At 59.0% G+C, this 16,640-nt stretch carries 19 protein-coding genes; 8 read left to right on the top strand and 11 right to left on the bottom strand.

Annotation, left to right across the window (positions count from 1 at the left end; all coding sequences use genetic code 11):
- Complete coding sequence (locus ACSQ3G_RS28000) at nucleotides 1-537, top strand: peroxiredoxin-like family protein (protein ID WP_436112587.1); 537 nt, start codon at nucleotides 1-3, stop codon at nucleotides 535-537.
- Between the two features lie 67 nt (nucleotides 538-604).
- Here ACSQ3G_RS28000 and ACSQ3G_RS27995 read toward each other — a convergent pair whose 3' ends face one another.
- From ACSQ3G_RS27995 to ACSQ3G_RS27970, 6 genes are all read right to left on the bottom strand, one after another.
- Nucleotides 605-892: a YciI family protein gene (locus ACSQ3G_RS27995; protein WP_105436902.1), complete on the bottom strand. Its 288-nt coding sequence runs from the start codon at nucleotides 890-892 to the stop codon at nucleotides 605-607.
- A gap of 36 nt (nucleotides 893-928) precedes the next feature.
- On the bottom strand, nucleotides 929-1,510 hold the full coding sequence (locus ACSQ3G_RS27990) for a TetR/AcrR family transcriptional regulator (protein WP_436112586.1): 582 nt from the start codon (nucleotides 1,508-1,510) through the stop codon (nucleotides 929-931).
- A gap of 234 nt (nucleotides 1,511-1,744) precedes the next feature.
- Nucleotides 1,745-2,242: a DoxX family protein gene (locus ACSQ3G_RS27985; protein ID WP_105436900.1), complete on the bottom strand. Its 498-nt coding sequence runs from the start codon at nucleotides 2,240-2,242 to the stop codon at nucleotides 1,745-1,747.
- The gene (locus ACSQ3G_RS27980; protein WP_436112585.1) at nucleotides 2,239-3,021 is read right to left on the bottom strand and encodes an HvfC/BufC N-terminal domain-containing protein; all 783 of its coding nucleotides are present in this window, start codon (nucleotides 3,019-3,021) and stop codon (nucleotides 2,239-2,241) included. The genes ACSQ3G_RS27985 and ACSQ3G_RS27980 overlap by 4 nt, the downstream gene beginning before the upstream one ends.
- Nucleotides 3,018-3,899 carry an MNIO family bufferin maturase gene (bufB, locus tag ACSQ3G_RS27975; RefSeq protein ID WP_436112584.1) on the bottom strand — a complete coding sequence of 294 codons (882 nt, stop codon included), beginning with the start codon at nucleotides 3,897-3,899 and terminating at the stop codon, nucleotides 3,018-3,020. Before bufB ends, ACSQ3G_RS27980 begins: the two co-directional genes overlap by 4 nt.
- Before the next feature lie 63 nt (nucleotides 3,900-3,962).
- Complete coding sequence (locus ACSQ3G_RS27970) at nucleotides 3,963-4,250, bottom strand: BufA1 family periplasmic bufferin-type metallophore (RefSeq protein ID WP_046665609.1); 288 nt, start codon at nucleotides 4,248-4,250, stop codon at nucleotides 3,963-3,965.
- On the opposite strand from ACSQ3G_RS27970, the gene ACSQ3G_RS27965 reads away from it, so the two are divergent.
- Entirely contained in the window at nucleotides 4,249-4,437 is a 189-nt protein-coding gene (locus ACSQ3G_RS27965) for a hypothetical protein (RefSeq protein ID WP_436112583.1), read from the top strand. The two genes, ACSQ3G_RS27970 and ACSQ3G_RS27965, sit on opposite strands and share 2 nt — an antisense overlap.
- An 11-nt stretch (nucleotides 4,438-4,448) precedes the next feature.
- Here the strand turns inward: ACSQ3G_RS27965 and ACSQ3G_RS27960 are convergent, their stop codons facing one another.
- The 3 genes from ACSQ3G_RS27960 to ACSQ3G_RS27950 all read right to left on the bottom strand — a co-directional run bounded on the left by ACSQ3G_RS27960 (nucleotide 4,449) and on the right by ACSQ3G_RS27950 (nucleotide 8,208).
- Nucleotides 4,449-4,907: a hypothetical protein gene (locus tag ACSQ3G_RS27960; RefSeq protein WP_436112582.1), complete on the bottom strand. Its 459-nt coding sequence runs from the start codon at nucleotides 4,905-4,907 to the stop codon at nucleotides 4,449-4,451.
- A 173-nt stretch (nucleotides 4,908-5,080) separates the two neighbouring features.
- Nucleotides 5,081-7,129, bottom strand: coding sequence for a TRAP transporter permease (locus ACSQ3G_RS27955; protein ID WP_436112581.1), 2,049 nt, complete (start codon nucleotides 7,127-7,129; stop codon nucleotides 5,081-5,083).
- Between the two features lie 95 nt (nucleotides 7,130-7,224).
- Nucleotides 7,225-8,208 carry a TAXI family TRAP transporter solute-binding subunit gene (locus ACSQ3G_RS27950; protein ID WP_046632184.1) on the bottom strand — a complete coding sequence of 328 codons (984 nt, stop codon included), beginning with the start codon at nucleotides 8,206-8,208 and terminating at the stop codon, nucleotides 7,225-7,227.
- Nucleotides 8,209-8,846: 638 nt separating this feature from the next.
- Between ACSQ3G_RS27950 and mctS the strand changes: the two genes are divergently transcribed.
- From mctS to ACSQ3G_RS27925, 5 genes are all read left to right on the top strand, one after another.
- Entirely contained in the window at nucleotides 8,847-10,229 is a 1,383-nt protein-coding gene (mctS, locus tag ACSQ3G_RS27945) for a two-component system sensor histidine kinase MctS (protein ID WP_436113215.1), read from the top strand.
- Entirely contained in the window at nucleotides 10,229-10,894 is a 666-nt protein-coding gene (mctR, locus tag ACSQ3G_RS27940) for a two-component system response regulator MctR (RefSeq protein WP_436113214.1), read from the top strand. The genes mctS and mctR overlap by 1 nt, the downstream gene beginning before the upstream one ends.
- Nucleotides 10,895-10,993: 99 nt before the next feature.
- Entirely contained in the window at nucleotides 10,994-11,542 is a 549-nt protein-coding gene (locus ACSQ3G_RS27935; protein WP_105402629.1) for a TRAP transporter small permease subunit, read from the top strand.
- Between the two features lie 15 nt (nucleotides 11,543-11,557).
- Nucleotides 11,558-13,120: a TRAP transporter large permease gene (locus ACSQ3G_RS27930; RefSeq protein WP_436112580.1), complete on the top strand. Its 1,563-nt coding sequence runs from the start codon at nucleotides 11,558-11,560 to the stop codon at nucleotides 13,118-13,120.
- A 77-nt stretch (nucleotides 13,121-13,197) separates the two neighbouring features.
- A complete protein-coding gene (locus ACSQ3G_RS27925) occupies nucleotides 13,198-14,313 on the top strand; it encodes a TRAP transporter substrate-binding protein (RefSeq protein ID WP_436112579.1) in 1,116 nt (371 codons plus the stop codon).
- Between the two features lie 260 nt (nucleotides 14,314-14,573).
- Here ACSQ3G_RS27925 and ACSQ3G_RS27920 read toward each other — a convergent pair whose 3' ends face one another.
- Both ACSQ3G_RS27920 and ACSQ3G_RS27915 read right to left on the bottom strand, forming a co-directional pair.
- On the bottom strand, nucleotides 14,574-15,215 hold the full coding sequence (locus ACSQ3G_RS27920) for a 3-oxoacid CoA-transferase subunit B (protein WP_436112578.1): 642 nt from the start codon (nucleotides 15,213-15,215) through the stop codon (nucleotides 14,574-14,576).
- Nucleotides 15,215-15,928: a CoA transferase subunit A gene (locus ACSQ3G_RS27915; RefSeq protein ID WP_046665330.1), complete on the bottom strand. Its 714-nt coding sequence runs from the start codon at nucleotides 15,926-15,928 to the stop codon at nucleotides 15,215-15,217. Before ACSQ3G_RS27915 ends, ACSQ3G_RS27920 begins: the two co-directional genes overlap by 1 nt.
- 77 nt (nucleotides 15,929-16,005) lie before the next feature.
- On the opposite strand from ACSQ3G_RS27915, the gene ACSQ3G_RS27910 reads away from it, so the two are divergent.
- A complete protein-coding gene (locus ACSQ3G_RS27910; protein ID WP_436112577.1) occupies nucleotides 16,006-16,596 on the top strand; it encodes a helix-turn-helix transcriptional regulator in 591 nt (196 codons plus the stop codon).
- The last annotated feature ends 44 nt before the right edge of the window (nucleotides 16,597-16,640 follow it).

Below are 16,640 nucleotides of genomic sequence, written 5' to 3'. Positions count from 1 at the left end.
ATGTTGGTCCCGAGAACACTGGCCCCCAATTTGACCGTCAAGACTCTTCAGCACGGAGAATTCGATCTCACGCGCGAAACCCCATCGCTGATGACGCTCGTGTGCTTCTACCGCGGGCTTCACTGCCCCGTCTGCGGAAACTATCTCAAGGAATTGGAACGGCTGACGCCAGCCTTCGAAGAGCGCGGCGTGCGCACAATTGCCATGAGCTCCGATGGGGAGGAACGCGCCCGGCAAATGGCAGACAAGATCGGTGCAGAACATCTGCGTATCGGTTATGGCCTGCCCTTGAGCACGGCCCGGCAATGGGGTCTCTATATCTCCGCCTCGCGGGGAAAGACCTCGATCGGCATCGAGGAGCCGGAGCTTTTCTCAGAGCCGGGCGTATTCTTGATCAGACCGGACCAGGCCGTCTATTGGCTCTCGGTGCAATCCATGCCGTTTGCGCGGCCGATTTTCGCCGAGATGGTGCAGGCGTTGGACTTCGTGATCAAGAACGACTACCCGGCGAGAGGCGAATATACGGGTGAGGTTTAACTCCGCTTGGTCGCAGTCGGACGCCGAAAGGTTGCCCGTCCGGGCCCGGGATCGTCGCGCTCATACCTCAAACCTTGAGAAAAGCCAGGCGGTCATCCGTGCGGCCGGGTGCGATTTCGAGGATGTCGGCGGTGACGACATCTTCCACAACAAAGGGGTCTTGCTGAACGCGTGTTTCCAGATCGGCGCGGGAGGTATTGTGGGCGAGAACCGCTCCGCCTGCGCTTGGCTGAATGCTTCCGCTAAGGAGAAAAATGCCCTCGTCGAAGCCTCGCTTGAGCCAGGCATTGTGCCCCTCCATCAAGGCAGGCGCTTTGGCCTTGTTGGCAGAGAATTTGAGTGTAACGACGAACATAGGCGACCCCTCGGGAATTCTGGACGGAAACGGTTTCTACTTGGGTGATGACGTGGGTTGCTGCGCTGTCAGCCATTGGCACATGTCTTCAACCTCACGGCGCACGAACGCCTCATCGCGAAACGCGGTTGCGAGCGCGGCCACACCCTGGCTGCGCATGAGAATGTGCATGGCGAGCTCATCGGCACCGGTGTCGTAGCCAAGGTCTCTAAACTGGCGCGACAGCCAGCCGCGGAACAAAGTGAACAGCTCGGCCGCTCTGTTCTTGGCAACATGATCGAGCTTGGCGAGTTCATTGCATAGCGTCCCGACGGGGCAGCCATGGGCCATGATCTTTGCCTGGTTCATGATGAGGATGTTGATGAAGCTGCGGACGCGGTCGGTCGGCGTTTTCCTCTCGACCTCCCACGCATCGAGCATCGCCCTTGTCTTTGAAAGGCGATGGGCGATCACGGCTTCGAGAATCTCGTCCTTGGTCTTGAAGTGATAGTAGAAGTTCCCACGCGAAAGCCCCACGACCGCCGCGATGTCTGCGAAGGACGTCGCCTCGAAACCTCGCTCGTAGAAGAGCCTATCGGCTGCTTCGACAATCTGCTGTCGCGTAGTCGTGGCGACCAAAATTCCGGCTCCTCTGAATGCGCTTTGCTAAAAGCGCATTCGTTTCATTAGGACGATTGACCTAGAGCCTTTTAGGACGTTTGACCTACAAATATCAAGAATATTTTTGGGCGGAATGCATAATTGCGAGAGTGGAGCTGTCGAACAGCTTAGCCGATTGACGCTGCCCCTTGGGACGTCTCCAGGTTAGGCGGATTGAGAGTATTCAACCGGTTCGAGATGGGCCGAGCTTCGTCATTCGCCGCGAAGTTTGACCAAGGGATCAAGTGCGATCCTGCCGCCGCCGTACACCACAAGGGTCAGCGCCATGGCGGCCCAGGGAAGATGGAAGTTGGCCCAGCCGTCCGGAATAGTGAGCTGGATCACTGCCGTCATCGCCAGCAGGCCAAGAGCCGCATAGCGGGTGAAAAGGCCCAGTACCAGCAGGACGGGCAGGGCAAGTTCGGCAATCCCGGCCGCCGCCGCCATGGTCAACGGCATAGGATAGGAGAATTGGCTGCCGAATATATGCAGCTTGAATTCCTGTTCGAACAGAAATCTGGCGCCGGTCGAGAGGGTCAGGAAACCGTCCCACTTCGTCAGCCCCGATTTGAAGAACGGGATGGCCAGGCCGATGCGCAGCGCCAGCAGCGGCAGTGACTGCGGAATTGATGCGAGCAGGTGTTCGGCACGATGATGAAGCGAGACAAGTGCCACGCCGAGACCGCGGGAGGAAGCACGTTCGATGGTCATGGAAGTTCTCCTTCAACAGGTTCAAAGGCGCTGAATACGCCAAGGCCGATCAGACCGATCAAAGCCGATCCGAAATCGAAATCGGGCGCGGCGGCGAATGCCGCCTGCGCCGCCTCGCCGAGGGTCGCCCCCTCAAGGAGGCAGGCCGCGAACGCCGCGTCCCGCGGAGGTAGGACATGGATCTCGACGTGCATTGCCGGCCGTACGATCAGCACGGTCTCGGCCTGCCAGTCGGCTACCGTTGCCACGGTCTCGTCCTGATGGGCGCTCCAGATCGAGCCCACGGGAAAGTCCGACCGGACGAGCCGAGCCGAGGGATGCGGAACGAGCGCCATGTCGGAAATTCGCTCCGGCGCCACGCTGGCAAGTGCGGTGACGCCGAGCGGCAGTCTGTCCGCCGCATGATAGGCCCGGTTCCAGGCAACCTCGATGCGGGCGACATCGGGAAGATAAGGGAGAGAAGCCGCGGGCGGAAATGCCGCGATGAAATCGGGGAAGTCATCGCCATAGTGCATGATCAGTGGCGAGGCCGGCTTGTGATCTGCGGCGTAGGCGCGGGCCATGCCGGCAAAGAATTCGGAGTCCACGAGCCGCTTCGTCACCGGGAAGCGCTGGCCGAGTGCCGTCGTCAGCCCGACATAGACATTGTTGCGGTAGACGGCGAAACGCGATGGATCGGCTGTGCCGCGGGCGGTGGTAATGCCTTGCGGAAGCGGCTGATCCGGATGCAGCAGGGCGACGGCGAAGGCATCCTGGCTTTCGATGAAACCCATGGTCATGCCGCCCGGTTGGCACGGCGTTTTACGGCCGCAGCGTTCAACATGGCATCGGCGCGAACCGCCTCTGCCTGAAGGGTGGCAAAATCCGGGACGTCGTTGTCCCACTCGATCAATGTCGGCAGGGGACCGCTCCGGGACAGAGTGTGTCGGTAAAGCTCCACCACATCGGTTCTGACGGTGCTGCCATGGGCGTCGATCAGCAGCCGGTCACCCACGCTGTCGACAGTTTCGTCATAGCCGGCCAGGTGGATTTCACCAACCAGTTCGATCGGGAAACGGTCGATATAGGCGACTGGATCGAGACGGTGGTTTACGGCCGAAACCATGACATTGTTGACGTCGAGGAGCAGCCCGCAGCCGGTGCGGTCGGCGATCTCCGTCAGGAAATCCACTTCGTCGATCGTGCTCTCGGAGAACAATAGATAGGTCGACGGATTTTCGAGCAACATTTGCCGGCCGAGCCATTGCTGCGTCTCATCCACATGGTCGACGACCCGCGCCAGCGTTTCGGCCGTATAGGGCAGCGGCAGAAGGTCGTTGAGGAAGCCGGTCTCATGGGTCGACCAGGCCAGATGTTCCGAAAAGCTCTGCGGCTGGTAGCGGTCGATGAGGCCGCGAAGCCGCTTCAGATGTTCTCTGTCGAGGTCGCGCGCTGCTCCGATCGACAGGCCGACGCCATGGAGCGACAGCGGATAGAGGTCGGCGACGGTCTCGAGATAGCGGTGCGGTGGCCCGCCAGCACCCATGTAGTTTTCGGCATGGACCTCGAAAAAGCCGACATCCGGCTTGATGGCGAGAATGGTTTCGTAATGCTCCGGCTTGAGGCTGAGGCCGGCGCGTGGCGGCAAGGCGGTGGCGCGGTTTGCGGAAACGGTCATTGCTGTTCTCCCTGTATCGACGGATAAGTCGGAGGCCCGGCCAAACCGGGCCTCCGCCGGGGATCAACCCTTCATGGGCTGCAGCATGCCCTTATGGCCGTTGACATTCATCGAGGTGCAGGTGCCGGCGGGGACGGCCTTCCAGGCATTGCCCTGATAGTCGGCCGTCGAGGTGCCTGCGCAGGTGGTGCCGGGGCCGGCGGCGCAATCGTTCTGACCCTTCAGTGCGATGCCATAGCATTTCTCGTTGCCGACCATCTTTTCCGGCGCCAGCGGTGCGGCGAAGGAAACGGATGCGATTGCCGATGCGAGCGAGCCGGCGAGGGCGAGGGTGAGCGTGGAACGGTTCATGGATGATCTCCTCTTTGAAGTCCGCAGGCCGGTGATCGGCTGCGTAACCACCCATTCGATGGGGAGAGCCCGACGTTACGCTTTGCCGCGAACACAAGTTCGTGATCGCTTTTTGGTCTTGACGCCCGACACCACCCTGGTGCGCATCCACCAGCAGGCCGCGGCCGGAAAAGGGAGCAAAACTTAGGCGTTGACGGCTTACGGGCTCGCAAACCGGGTGAGGGAAGTTTCGCCCGTCCAATCCAATTCTCGCGGGTCATAGCGGACAGTGCGGATGGCAAAGGAAAGCGGGTTTAGTCCGTAACACGTCGAGAAGGTATCTCCCGGCGCGATGACTTCATCACTCGTATGAGACGCCCTGTAAACGATCGAATTGCGTTGCTTGGCAACCAGGCTGAACGAGACAGTCTCAAGGGCTCTGTCCGCATGGTTGGTAATCCGGACCGAGACCGGCATATCTGGATTTGGGCACAACTGGGGATCGGAGTTCGCTGAGATGGAGACAGACTGGTTCGAGGGCTCCTGCTCGCTTTTCCGATCCGTGGCGAGCCAAAACCCGACCCAGGCAACGGCGAGCAAAGCGACCACAACGGCGCCAGCTCTGCGCGAAAACAAAAAGACTATCAAAACTATCGCGCCGCCGATCAGCCAACCCATTGTGGCCTCGCGACATTGTGGCTGATGATTGTCTTCATCGCTCCTACCTAGGTTTGAAGCAGGTGCAACGCAATGGAAGGAATTGGCATGGGTATTCTTTCGCTGCCCCGATGTCAGACGCCGCTGCGTATTGACCACTCCTCAGCGGTTTCGGTTGGGGTGCTGGCCGCCTCTTAAGCGTGCACCCGGCGGACCGCAGTGAGCTGCCGACCCAAGACAGGGACGACCAAGAGCAGCCCCACCAGCGACGACACAAGTTCAGGGACTACCAACAGGATCGCGGCTAAAATCAGGAGTGTTCTCTCCCACCAGACGGTTCTGACAAGCAAGAAACCGGAAAGGGCGGAGCCGAGGCATGTAATGCCCAAGACGCACCCGACGAAGGCGATCGTGAAGTTGCTCCAGGAGAAGTTGGCGGTCACGAGCAGAAGGGATGGCGAGAACACGAACACGAACGGTACGAGCACTTTTCCCAAACCGAGGCGAAATGCGGTGTTGCCTGTCTTGAAGGGATCGGCTCCCGCCATGCCGGCCGCGGCATAGGCCGCGAGCGCTACGGGAGGTGTGATGTCGGCCAGCACCCCGTAATAGAAGACGAAGAAATGCGCGACGATCGGCTCAACGCCGAGCAAGCCAAGTGTCGGGGCGGCAATCGTTGCCATGATGATGTAATTGGCAGTCGTCGGAATGCCGCAGCCCATCAGAATGCAGACGACACCGGTCATGATGAGGGTGAATAGCAATGTCAGTGTCTGCGGCCCGAACCAGGCGGTCGGAACCATCGTACCGACCCAGCTGGCCATTTCCGCCGCCGTCGTCGTGACGATGTAGGAAATCTTGAAGCCGACGCCGGTCAGCGTCACGACCCCCACGATGATGCCAACCGTCGCCGCCGCCGCGCCGACGGCGAGCGCGTATTTCGCACCGTCCCGCAGGCCCTCGAAGACTTCCGTCACCGACATGCGCCGGCGCGGATTGATGAGGCCAACGGCGATGCAAAGCGTGATGCCCCAGAATGCAGCGAGATAAGGCGTGTAGCCGGAAAGCAGGATACCGATCAGCACGACAAGCGGGATGATGGTCGGCCAGTCGCGCTTTAAGGCTTCCTTCAAATCCGGCATTTCGTCATCGGTCATGCCTCGAAGACCCTCACGCTTCGCCTCGAAGTGAACCTGAACCAGAACACCGAAGAAATGCATGAAGGCCGGAACGATCGCCGCCAGGATGATCGTCGTGTAGGGGAGATCAAGGAACTCGATCATCAGGAATGCCGCGGCGCCCATGATCGGTGGGGTAATCTGGCCACCGGTGGACGATGCGGATTCGACGGCCGCTGCAAATGTGCGCTTGTAGCCGAGCCGGATCATTGCCGGGATCGTCAGCGAGCCGACAGTGACCGTATTGGCGACGGACGAGCCGGATATCATGCCAAACAGTGCCGATCCGAAAATCGATATCTTGGCCGGACCACCAGCGTAGCGACCAGCGACCCATGCCGCGCAATCCAGAAAGAGCTGGCCGAGCCCGATACGTGTCGCAAACACCCCGAACAGCACGAAATGGAAGACGTAGGTGGCAACGACGCCGAGCGCGATGCCGTAAATGCCCTGGCTGGTCAGATAGAGGTGATTGATCAACTGCGAGAAGGTCGCGCCGGGATGGACCAGAATTCCCGGCATGGACGGCCCGTACAGAGAGTAGACCATGAACAGGACGGCGATAATCGGCAAGGGCCAGCCCACCGAGCGGCGTGTTGCTTCGAGAAGGACCAGCACCAGCACGCCACCCAGCACGACATCCGTCGGCGTCGGATTTCCGACACGGAAGGCGAGGTCATCGAGCGGAATGAATGGCACGTGCATGACGGCGATGACCGCACCGATTGCCAGCGCCCAATCGAAGAGCGAAATGCCGAGCGGCCGCAGTACAGTCGAAGGTGCCGGCTCGCCGTAACCGCGCCTTGAGAAAGGAAATACCAGGAATATCAGGCCAAGGACGAAAGACAGGTGGATGCCGCGATGCAGGACCTCCGATAGAAGGCCGAAGCCGGCGGTGTAATAATGAAAGAGGGACAACGCGATCAGCAAGGCTCCGACCAGCCGCGCAACAAGCGGCGCCAGCGGCCGAAACCGAATTTCGGCATCGAACTGCTCTTCGAGCTCGCGCGCCTTTGCTTCGTCAAGCTCCATCGGAGAGGTCTTGCCGGCTGTGCCGTCGCCCATGTCGGAAATCCTTAGCGATAATACTGCTATAACGGTCGATGCGGCGGCCTGCCTCAGCCTGCCGCCGCATCACCAATCACATGTTCGGCGCCTGTTTACTTCAGGACGCCGGCTTCCTTGTAGAATTTCTCTGCGCCCGGATGGAGGGGAATGCCCAGGCTGGTCGTCGCATTTTGAAGAGTGATCATCTTGCCCTTCGCATGTCCAGCATCGAGTGCAGCGCGCGTCGCTCCGTTCCACATGACCTTGGTGATCTTGTAGACCAACTCGTCCGACTGCTTGGCGCTGGTAACCCACTGTGCCGCAACCGAGATCGTCGGTGTTTCAGCAACATCCTTGTAGGTATTGGCGGGGACGGTATCCTTCGAAAAGAAGGTGTAGTCCTTGATCAGCTTGTCAATTTCCGGACCACTGATCGGAACGAGCGAGATGCCACTGGACGTGGCCAGTTCGGAGATAGCCCCGGTCGGATAACCACCAACAAAGAAATACGCGTCCAGTCCCCCGTCACGCAGGCGGTCGCCGGCCGGGCCAGGCTTGAGGTGCTCGGCCTTGATATCGCTTTCCTTCAATCCGTAGGCACCGAGCACGATACGGGCGTCGACGATCGTCCCCGAGCCTGGTTCGTCAATGGAAACGCGCTTACCCTTAAGGTCTGCAACCGATTTGATGCCCGCATCCTTGCGGGCAACAAGATGGATGGTTTCCGGATACAGCGTGGCGATCAGGCGAAGGTCTTCGACTTTGCCCTTTCCTTCATAAAGGCCCGTGCCACTGTGCGCCCAATAAGCGACGTCCGACTGGGTGAACCCCGATTCCATCGATCCGCCCTGGATCGCGTTGATGTTGGCCACGGACCCATTCGAGGCAACAGCTGTGGAAACGAGGCCGGCAACACCCTTGTCGCCGGCGCCTGAAATTGCGTTGGCGATCAATCCCCCGATCGGATAGTAGGTTCCAGCAGTCCCGCCCGTACCAATTCTAAAAAAGGCCGGCGCCTGCGCGCCTGCCAAGCTGGCACCGAGAGCGAGCACCCCCACGATGGCGCCGATCGACATGAAACGTTTGCTGATGTTCATCGATGTCCCCTTTTACCTGTTTCGGTGAACATGATGAATGTGCCCAGTGGTTGTCAACCAAAAGTGATGCTGTCAGGATGCGGTCAGGTTCGATCAACCTGGGGCTAGATCTCAAGTGCCAGTCTCGCCTCGGGTCTGGTCGAAGACAAGACCGGTTGACCACACCACAGCCGCCAGGCGTGGCCATTGGTAACACCGTGCGTCTCAGGTTTGATGTTTGGCGGCGGCCGGAGCATCCACACGTCCCCGGCCGCTTTGCTCGCCACAAGTATCTCACCACGTGTACACGAGCGGACCGAACCTACGAACACGGCGTTGTCAGTCAATAGGGCCTTAAGGCTGAAGATGAAGCGGCCGTAATCGGCAGTAGCAGTCATTCTGATCTAAGGGGCAGGGCAAGGCTGATTGCTGGATCGATAGCGGCATTGAGGATTTCGCCTGCGCGCCCCGGCAGTTACTGGAGCCTCGCAAGCTGATGGTCTGCTCGTGATGGAGAGGATGCGGAGCGGATGTCGCTCTTTTGCGTTGGTGCAGGCCGATGATCCTGATAATGCTGCGATCAAGTGTCGACGGCTCGAATAATTTCTAATCGCCCGGCGGCTCGTATTCGCCATCATGCTTCGCCGGGGGACATACCTTTGCACCTGCGTCATCAAATCGTGGCTCTGGCAATCGTGCCGCTCATCGTCGCGATCCTGACCGTCACGGCGTTTATCACCTGGCAATCCACAAGGCTCGCCCAGAGCAGTATCGACACGTTCGAGCGCAACATGCTGAAGGCGAAGGAGACCGAGCTTCTTAACCTTACGAACCTGGCGATTTCTGCAATTCAGGAGATTTATGCCGATGCCGGACAACAGGACGAGGCTGCCAAGGAGAGGGTCAGATCGATCCTGACCGCGTTGGACTACGGGACCGACGGTTATTTCTTCGTCTACGATTATGACGGCAACAATGTTGTCCATCCGCGCCAGACCTTCCGTCCAGGGCACAATTGGCTCGATCTCACCGATCCTGACGGAGACAAGGTGATTGCCAATCTCATTGCCAAGGCAAAGGAAGGCGGTGGATTGCATCAGTACAAGTGGGAAAAACCATCAAGCGGCGAGATAGCGGATAAACTCTCTTTCGCTGTCGGTCTCGAGAAGTGGAAGTGGATGGTCGGCACGGGCGTATATCTTGATGATGTTTACGCGCAGACCGCTGCCGCGAATGCCGATACCCGGCGGAACATCCGGGAGACATTCACGATTGTCGCTCTGATTGCGGTACCGGCCGTTCTCCTGGTCTTTGCGACCTGCCTATGGATCACCCTTCATGAGCGCCGCCTCGCCGACGACAAGCTCACCGCCCTTACCCAGCGGGTCATCGATGCTCAGGAGGAAGAGCGGGCAAGGCTTGCACGAGAGCTGCATGACGGCATTTCACAGAGCCTTGTCGGCGTTCGATACGCAATCGACCTCGCCAGCCGAAAAGCGAAAGGTAACGCAGACGATGCGTCTGCCGCGATCGATCGTGGAGCCGAGGCTCTGACCCAGGCGATCAAGGAGGTAAGACGTCTTTCGCATGAATTGCGGCCAAGGGTGCTGGACGATCTGGGACTGACGCCGGCGCTGAAATCACTGGCGCAGAATTTCGGCGAGAGAACCGGTATCGAAATCGACGTGCAGGCGGACGGGCCTGACGTTTTGAAGGCCGAAGCAAGTACTGCGCTTTACAGAATAGCGCAGGAAGCTTTGACCAATATAGAAAGACATGCGGGCGCCAGTCGGGTGAACGTTCGGCTTTGGCGGGAACGCCAACGCGTGCGGATGACCATTTCCGACAATGGCGGCGGTTTCGACGGGAGTTCCGCTGGCGCTTGGCCCAAGAGTGGCGGCTTGGGCTTGAGGAATATGCAGGAACGCATGTCGCATTTTGGAGGCATATTACTGGTCAAATCCTCGGGGGATGGGACAACTTTGACCGCCATGCTTCCGAAATCTGCCAATCGACCGGAAGATAAGCAGGTGGCGGCTTGATGGTCTCGGATCGGATTAAGGTCCTTCTCGTGGACAATCACCCGCTCGTACTCGAGGGGCTAAAGGCGCTGCTCGAAACCTACGGGCACATAGAAGTCGTGGGAACGGCCATTCAGGCCAGCACAGGCTTAGACGCGGCACGGCGGACCTTGCCGCACGTCGTCCTGATGGATATCAACATGCCGCAATTGAACGGCATCGAGGCTATCGACCTATTCAAGGCGGCGGTTCCCGAGACCCGGATACTGATGCTCTCCATGCATGAAAACCGTGAATATATCTCGGCCTCGGTCTTGAGGGGGGCCGCCGGATATATCCTGAAGGATGTTCCCACGGAGGAGATTGTCGCCGCGATCGAAGCTGTTGCTTCCGGTGGTAGATATTTCTCGTCAGGGGTTTCCGAAGCGCTTCTTTCACGCAAGGGCGCCGAGGGTTCCGACGGTCTGACAGCGCGGGAGCGGGACGTGCTCATCAAGATCGCCGCCGGAAGCAGCAATCGTGATATTGCGGATGTGCTGGCCATTTCAGCCGCGACTGTTGAAACCCACCGCAAAAACATAAAGAAAAAGCTCGGGATCGCTACGACGGCCGGACTGATCCGGTATGTAATGGAGAATGGCGTGTCGTCGCCTGACGTCTCCTCGGCTCTACCCACTTCTGGGTAGCCTCGTTCATTTCACCTCACCACGCTCTTGTTCGCTCCTCGCCGGCGACGTAGCACTGCCTCCCAGTTCCCGCGAAATCGGGGCTTGGGAGGAAATTTCATGTCCAACTTGCTGTCGCTGTCGCGTCTCATAGACGCGGCGAACACGATCATCGGTAAGGCGGTTTCGTGGCTCATACTGCTCGCCATCGTGATCAGTGCGGCGAACGCCACCACGCGAAAACTGTTCAATCTCAGCTCCAACGCATGGCTTGAGGCTCAGTGGTACCTGTTCTCTGCGGGGTTCCTGATTGCGGCCGGCTACACGCTTCTCAACAATGAACATGTCAAAGTCGACCTCGTCTACGGGCGTCTGTCGCGCAAATCACAATTGTGGATCGAGATCCTCGGCACGCTGTTCTTCCTGTTCCCGTTCTGCCTCATCACGATCTACCTGTCATGGCCAAGGGTGACGTCAAAGTTCATCAGCGGCGAGATTTCCAACAATACCGGAGGGCTGCTCCTCTGGCCTGTGTGGGCGATGATCCCGCTCGGATTTGGCCTGCTGGCTCTGCAGGGGCTTTCCGAACTCATCAAGCGGATCGCAATTCTTCGCGGCGACATACCGGACGCAATCGCGCTGGCTGACGCTGAAGCACATACCCTCTAAGGCCGAGGCATCCGAATGTTTGCATTTTTCGCGGAAAACCTCGCGCCGATCATGTTTCTTTCACTGATCGTCGTGCTGTTGATAGGCTATCCGGTCGCCTTCGCACTGGCCTTTGTCGGTTTCGTTTTCGGCTTCATCGGTATCGAGATGGGGCTTCTGCCCGTCAATCTGTTCGGCGCCATTCCCGACCGCATTTTCGGCCAGATGTCGAACGAGACACTGCTGGCGATCCCGTTCTTCACCTTCATGGGTCTGATCCTGGAGCGAAGCGGTATGGCCGAGGAATTGCTGGATACCATCGGCCAGCTTTTCGGACCCGTCAGGGGTGGGCTCGCTTTTGCCGTCATCTTCGTCGGCGCGATCCTGGCGGCAACGACAGGGGTCGTTGCCGCCTCCGTCATTTCCATGGGCCTGATCTCACTCCCGATCATGATGCGCTACGGCTACGACCGGCGAGTTGCGGCCGGTACCATCGCGGCCTCCGGAACGCTGGCCCAGATCATTCCGCCAAGCCTCGTGCTGATCATCCTCGCGGATCAGCTTGGCCGATCAGTCGGCGATATGTACAAAGGTGCGCTTGTTCCGGGCCTGCTATTGGTGGCGGCCTATGCCGGCTATATCATCCTGATGTCGTTCATTCGGCCGCTGAGTGTCCCGGCTTTGCCGATCGAAGCGCGCTCGCTGCGTGGCTGGAAGCTGCTGCGGAAGGTGATCATCTCGCTGGTTCCGCCGCTTGTCCTGATCTTCCTGGTGCTTGGCACGATCTTCATCGGTCTCGCGACGCCGACCGAAGGCGGCGCCATGGGAGCAGTGGGCGCCCTTGCGCTTGCGGCTATCAACCGCCGTCTCAATCTGGCGATGGTCAAATCCGCACTTTATGCGACGGTGAAGCTATCGTCGTTTGTGATCTTCATCCTGCTCGGGGCTCGCGTGTTCTCGCTGACCTTCTATGGTGTTAACGGCCACATCTGGGTCGAGCACTTGATGACATCGGTGCCAGGTGGTGAGATCGGCTTCCTGATTGTCGCCAATCTCCTGGTCTTCTTCCTGGCGTTTTTCCTCGACTACTTCGAGCTTGCCTTCATCATCATACCCCTGCTGGCGCCAGTGGCCGACAACCTCGGAATCGATCTGATCTGGTTCGGGGTCATGCTGGCGATCAATATGCAGACCTCGTTCATGCATCCGCCATTCGGGTTTTCCCTCTTCTACCTTCGCTCGGTTGCGCCCAGCCGCGCTTACAAAGACCGGCTCACGGGCGCTACGATCCAGCCCGTAACGTCCGGCCAGATCTACATGGGAGCGCTGCCTTATCTCGCAATCCAGCTGGTGATGGTCATTGTCGTGATCGTGTTCCCGGGCCTGGTGACGCACTACAAATCCGGAGCGGTGGCAGTCGATCCGAATACCATTCAGATCAACGTGCCGATGCCTGGAGAGGGCGGACTTAGCCCATTTGGAACGCCGACCCAACCATTCGGGGCACCGGAACCATCTAGTGGCGGTGCAGCCCCGCCAAGCTTCGGTTCACCGACACCCAGCTTTGGTGCTCCACCCGCGAGCGGAACCAATCCCTGACGACACCCGACGAACGTCGGCGTCTATGCCCCTGGCCTTAGGCTTGGCCAGAGAAACAACAACCGAGGAGGACTGACATGCCAAATGACGTAAGCCGCCGTGGCTTTTTGACCAAGGGGGCGATCGCCGGAGCTGCCACGGCAGCCGGTGCGACGCTTGCAGCGCCTGCCGTGGCACAGGAAATGCCATCGATCCGTTGGCGCCTGACATCGGGTTTCCCAAACAATCTCGACACCATCTATGGCGGCGCGGTCGTCATGTCCGAGGCGCTTTCGAAGATCACCAATGGCAAGTTCCAGATCCAGGTATTCCAGGCAGGCGAAATCGTGCCCGGTGCCCAGGCGATCGATGCCGTCAAGGAAAACACCGTCGAACTCGCCCACACCTGCGGCTATTATTTTACTGGAAAGGATCCGACTTTCGCAATCGGCTCGACCATTCCATTCGGCCTCAATGGCCGCCAGCAGAATGCTTGGCTTTACCATGGCGGCGGCAATCAGGCCTATAATGAATTCCTGTCGAACTACGGGGTGGTCGGTATTCCCGGCGGCGCGACGGGCGCTCAGATGGGCGGTTGGTTCCGCAAGGAGATCAAGAGCGTCGCTGACCTCAAGGGCATCAAGATGCGGATCGCCGGTGTCGCCGGCGAAGTCATGTCCCGTCTGGGCGTCGTCCCGCAGCAGCTTCCAGGTGGCGACATCTATCCAGCTCTTGAGCGCGGCACGATCGACGCCGCCGAATGGATCGGCCCCTATGACGACGAAAAGCTCGGGTTCTACCAAATTGCCAGGAACTATTACTATCCTGCGTACTGGGAAGGCGGTTTGACGATCCACTTCTTCATCAACCAAGGTCAGTATTCCGCCCTTCCGGACGCCTACAAGGCAGCGCTCGACACGGCGTGCAAGGCGGCCAATGTCAATATGCAGGCGCTCTACGACGTCAAGAATACCGCCGCGATTCGCTCTCTTGTGGGCAAGGGTGTCCAGCTGCGTCCGCTGCCACGCGACGTCATGGATGCAGCCTACAAAGCGTCCTTTGAACTATACGCCGAATATTCGCAGAAACACCCGGCATGGGCAAAGATCTATCCTGGCTGGAAGAAGTTCCGTGACGAGAGCTTCGAGTGGTTCCGGGTGGCCGAGTATAGCTATGACAGCTACATGTATGCAGCCCAGTCAGCAGGGAGATAACTGAAGAGCGCCATGGTTATCTCAGTTCGGTGGCCGCTGCGACGGAGGCCGGCGTCTGAGTTCGGCCAGGCCTTTCTCGCGACACCGGGATCGCAAGACCAACCAAAAGGCCGCGTCGATTTGGACGCGGCCTTTTGGATCCATGACGCGGTCAGCCGCGGCGCACGATATCCGGAGGTAACCCGGATCTAGGAACTCTTTTTTGGTAGCTGACCTCGCTTCATTCGGCGTCCCTCGGGATGTATTGCCCTATACGCCGATCAAAGACCGATCCCGAAGTCAGCTCTGGTCTTTGCCTTGATTTCTTCAAGGGTCACCCCCTCGGCGATTTCGACCAGCACCATTTCCGGAGCGCCCGTCCTTGCGATCGTGAAAACGCCGAGATCGGTGACGACGAGATCCACGACGCGCTTGCCGGTGAGCGGAAGATCGCATTCCGGCAAAAGCTTCGACTCGCCCTTGGCCTCGTGTTCCATCAGCACGACGACGCGTTTGACCCCGGCGACGAGGTCCATCGCGCCGCCCATGCCCTTGGCCATCTTGCCCGGGATCATCCAGTTGGCGAGGTCGCCGTTGCTGGCCACCTGCATGGCGCCCAGGATCGACAGGTCGATGTGACCGCCGCGGATCATCGCGAAGCTGTCTGCCGACGAAAAGAAGCTCGTCATCGGCAGTTCGCTGACGGTCTGCTTGCCGGCATTGATGAGGTCGGCGTCGACTTCATTGTCGAGCGGGAAAGGGCCGATGCCGAGCATGCCGTTTTCGCTCTGCAGGACGACATTGATCCCGTCGGGAATGTGGTTAGCCACCAGCGTCGGGATGCCGATGCCGAGGTTGACGTAGAAGCCGTCCTGAAGCTCACGCGCTGCGCGCGCGGCCATCTGATCCCGTGTCCAGGCCATTACACCGCCTCCGTCTGTGCGGCTCTCACGGTCCGCTGTTCGATATGTTTCTTCGCATTGGGAACGTGGAGAATTTTTGATACGAAGATGCCCGGCGTATGGATATGGTCGGCGTCAATCTGGCCGACGTCGACGAGATGTTCGACCTCGGCAACTGTGAACTTGCCGGCGGTCGCCATCATCGGATTGAAGTTCCGGGCCGTCTTGCGATAGACGAGATTGCCTTCGGTGTCGCCTTTCCAGGCATGGACAAGCGATACGTCCGCCGTCAGCGCCATTTCCATGACGTATTGCTCGCCGCCGAACTCCCGTATCTCCTTGCCCTCCGAAATGATCGTACCGACACCCGTCTTTGTAAAGAACGCCGGGATGCCTGCGCCGCCTGCGCGTATCCGTTCCGCAAGCGTACCCTGCGGATTGAACTCGAGCTCGAGTTCGCCGGAAAGGAACTGTTGGGCGAAGAGCTTGTTCTCGCCGACATAGGACGAAATCATTTTCCGAATCTGGCGCGTTTCCAGCAACAGGCCGAGGCCTATTCCATCTACGCCAGCATTATTCGAGATGACAGTGAGGTCCTTTACGCCGGACAGCTTGACCGCCTCGATCAGGATTTCGGGTATTCCGCAAAGCCCGAACCCGCCCGACATGATCACCATGCCGTCCTTCAATACGCCTGCCAGCGCCTCAGTGGCGCTTGATACTATCTTTCGCATCCTGACCCTCCCACGGAATTCCGCTAGCGCGAAACTAAGGCTTGATCGACCTTGGCGGCTAGCCGTATTAATACTGCATGCCTGAAGCTCCAGCATCAATTCCGGATCCGGATCAGATCCATCGTTTTCCGCTGGCGGATATGCCGGTGCCCATGGTTTATGCAAGGCATCGTATCATTCGTGATTGTAACGTCGAATTCGCTACGCTTTTTGGGCTTCGCCGGGAAGAGATCCTGGACACCAGTTTTGCACGTCTCTATCCGAAGATCGCGGACTTTGTGCGCATCGGTCATTTGTGGCGCAGTCATCTGCCCGCCGGGCAGGTCTTTTATGACGAGCGGATCATGACGAGGGGGGATGGCGGACGCTTCTGGTGCAGGGTGAACGGCCGGAGCCACAATCTCGCCGATCCGTTTGCCGAAGCACTCTATTGTTTCCAGGCGATCAACCGGCCGATCAAAAGCTCCGATCCGACCTTTACTGATCGGCAGCACCAGATCATCACCCTGGTTGCGCAGGGAAAGAGCAACGCAATGATCGCCGACGAACTCGGACTTTCGAAGCGCACCATAGAATCCCATCGCGCGCGGCTTATGCAAGCCGTAGGCGTACGCAATGCAGCTGAGCTGGTAGCATGGTTTACGGCAGGCCATAAACGGCAAGGATGAGTTCATCTAATTTGGCTGAGTAGAGATCCTATCCTCAATCGGTT

Source organism: Neorhizobium tomejilense (genome assembly GCF_964254135.1).
Classification (GTDB): domain Bacteria; phylum Pseudomonadota; class Alphaproteobacteria; order Rhizobiales; family Rhizobiaceae; genus Neorhizobium; species Neorhizobium tomejilense.
This window is presented reverse-complemented; position numbering and strand designations above follow the sequence as displayed.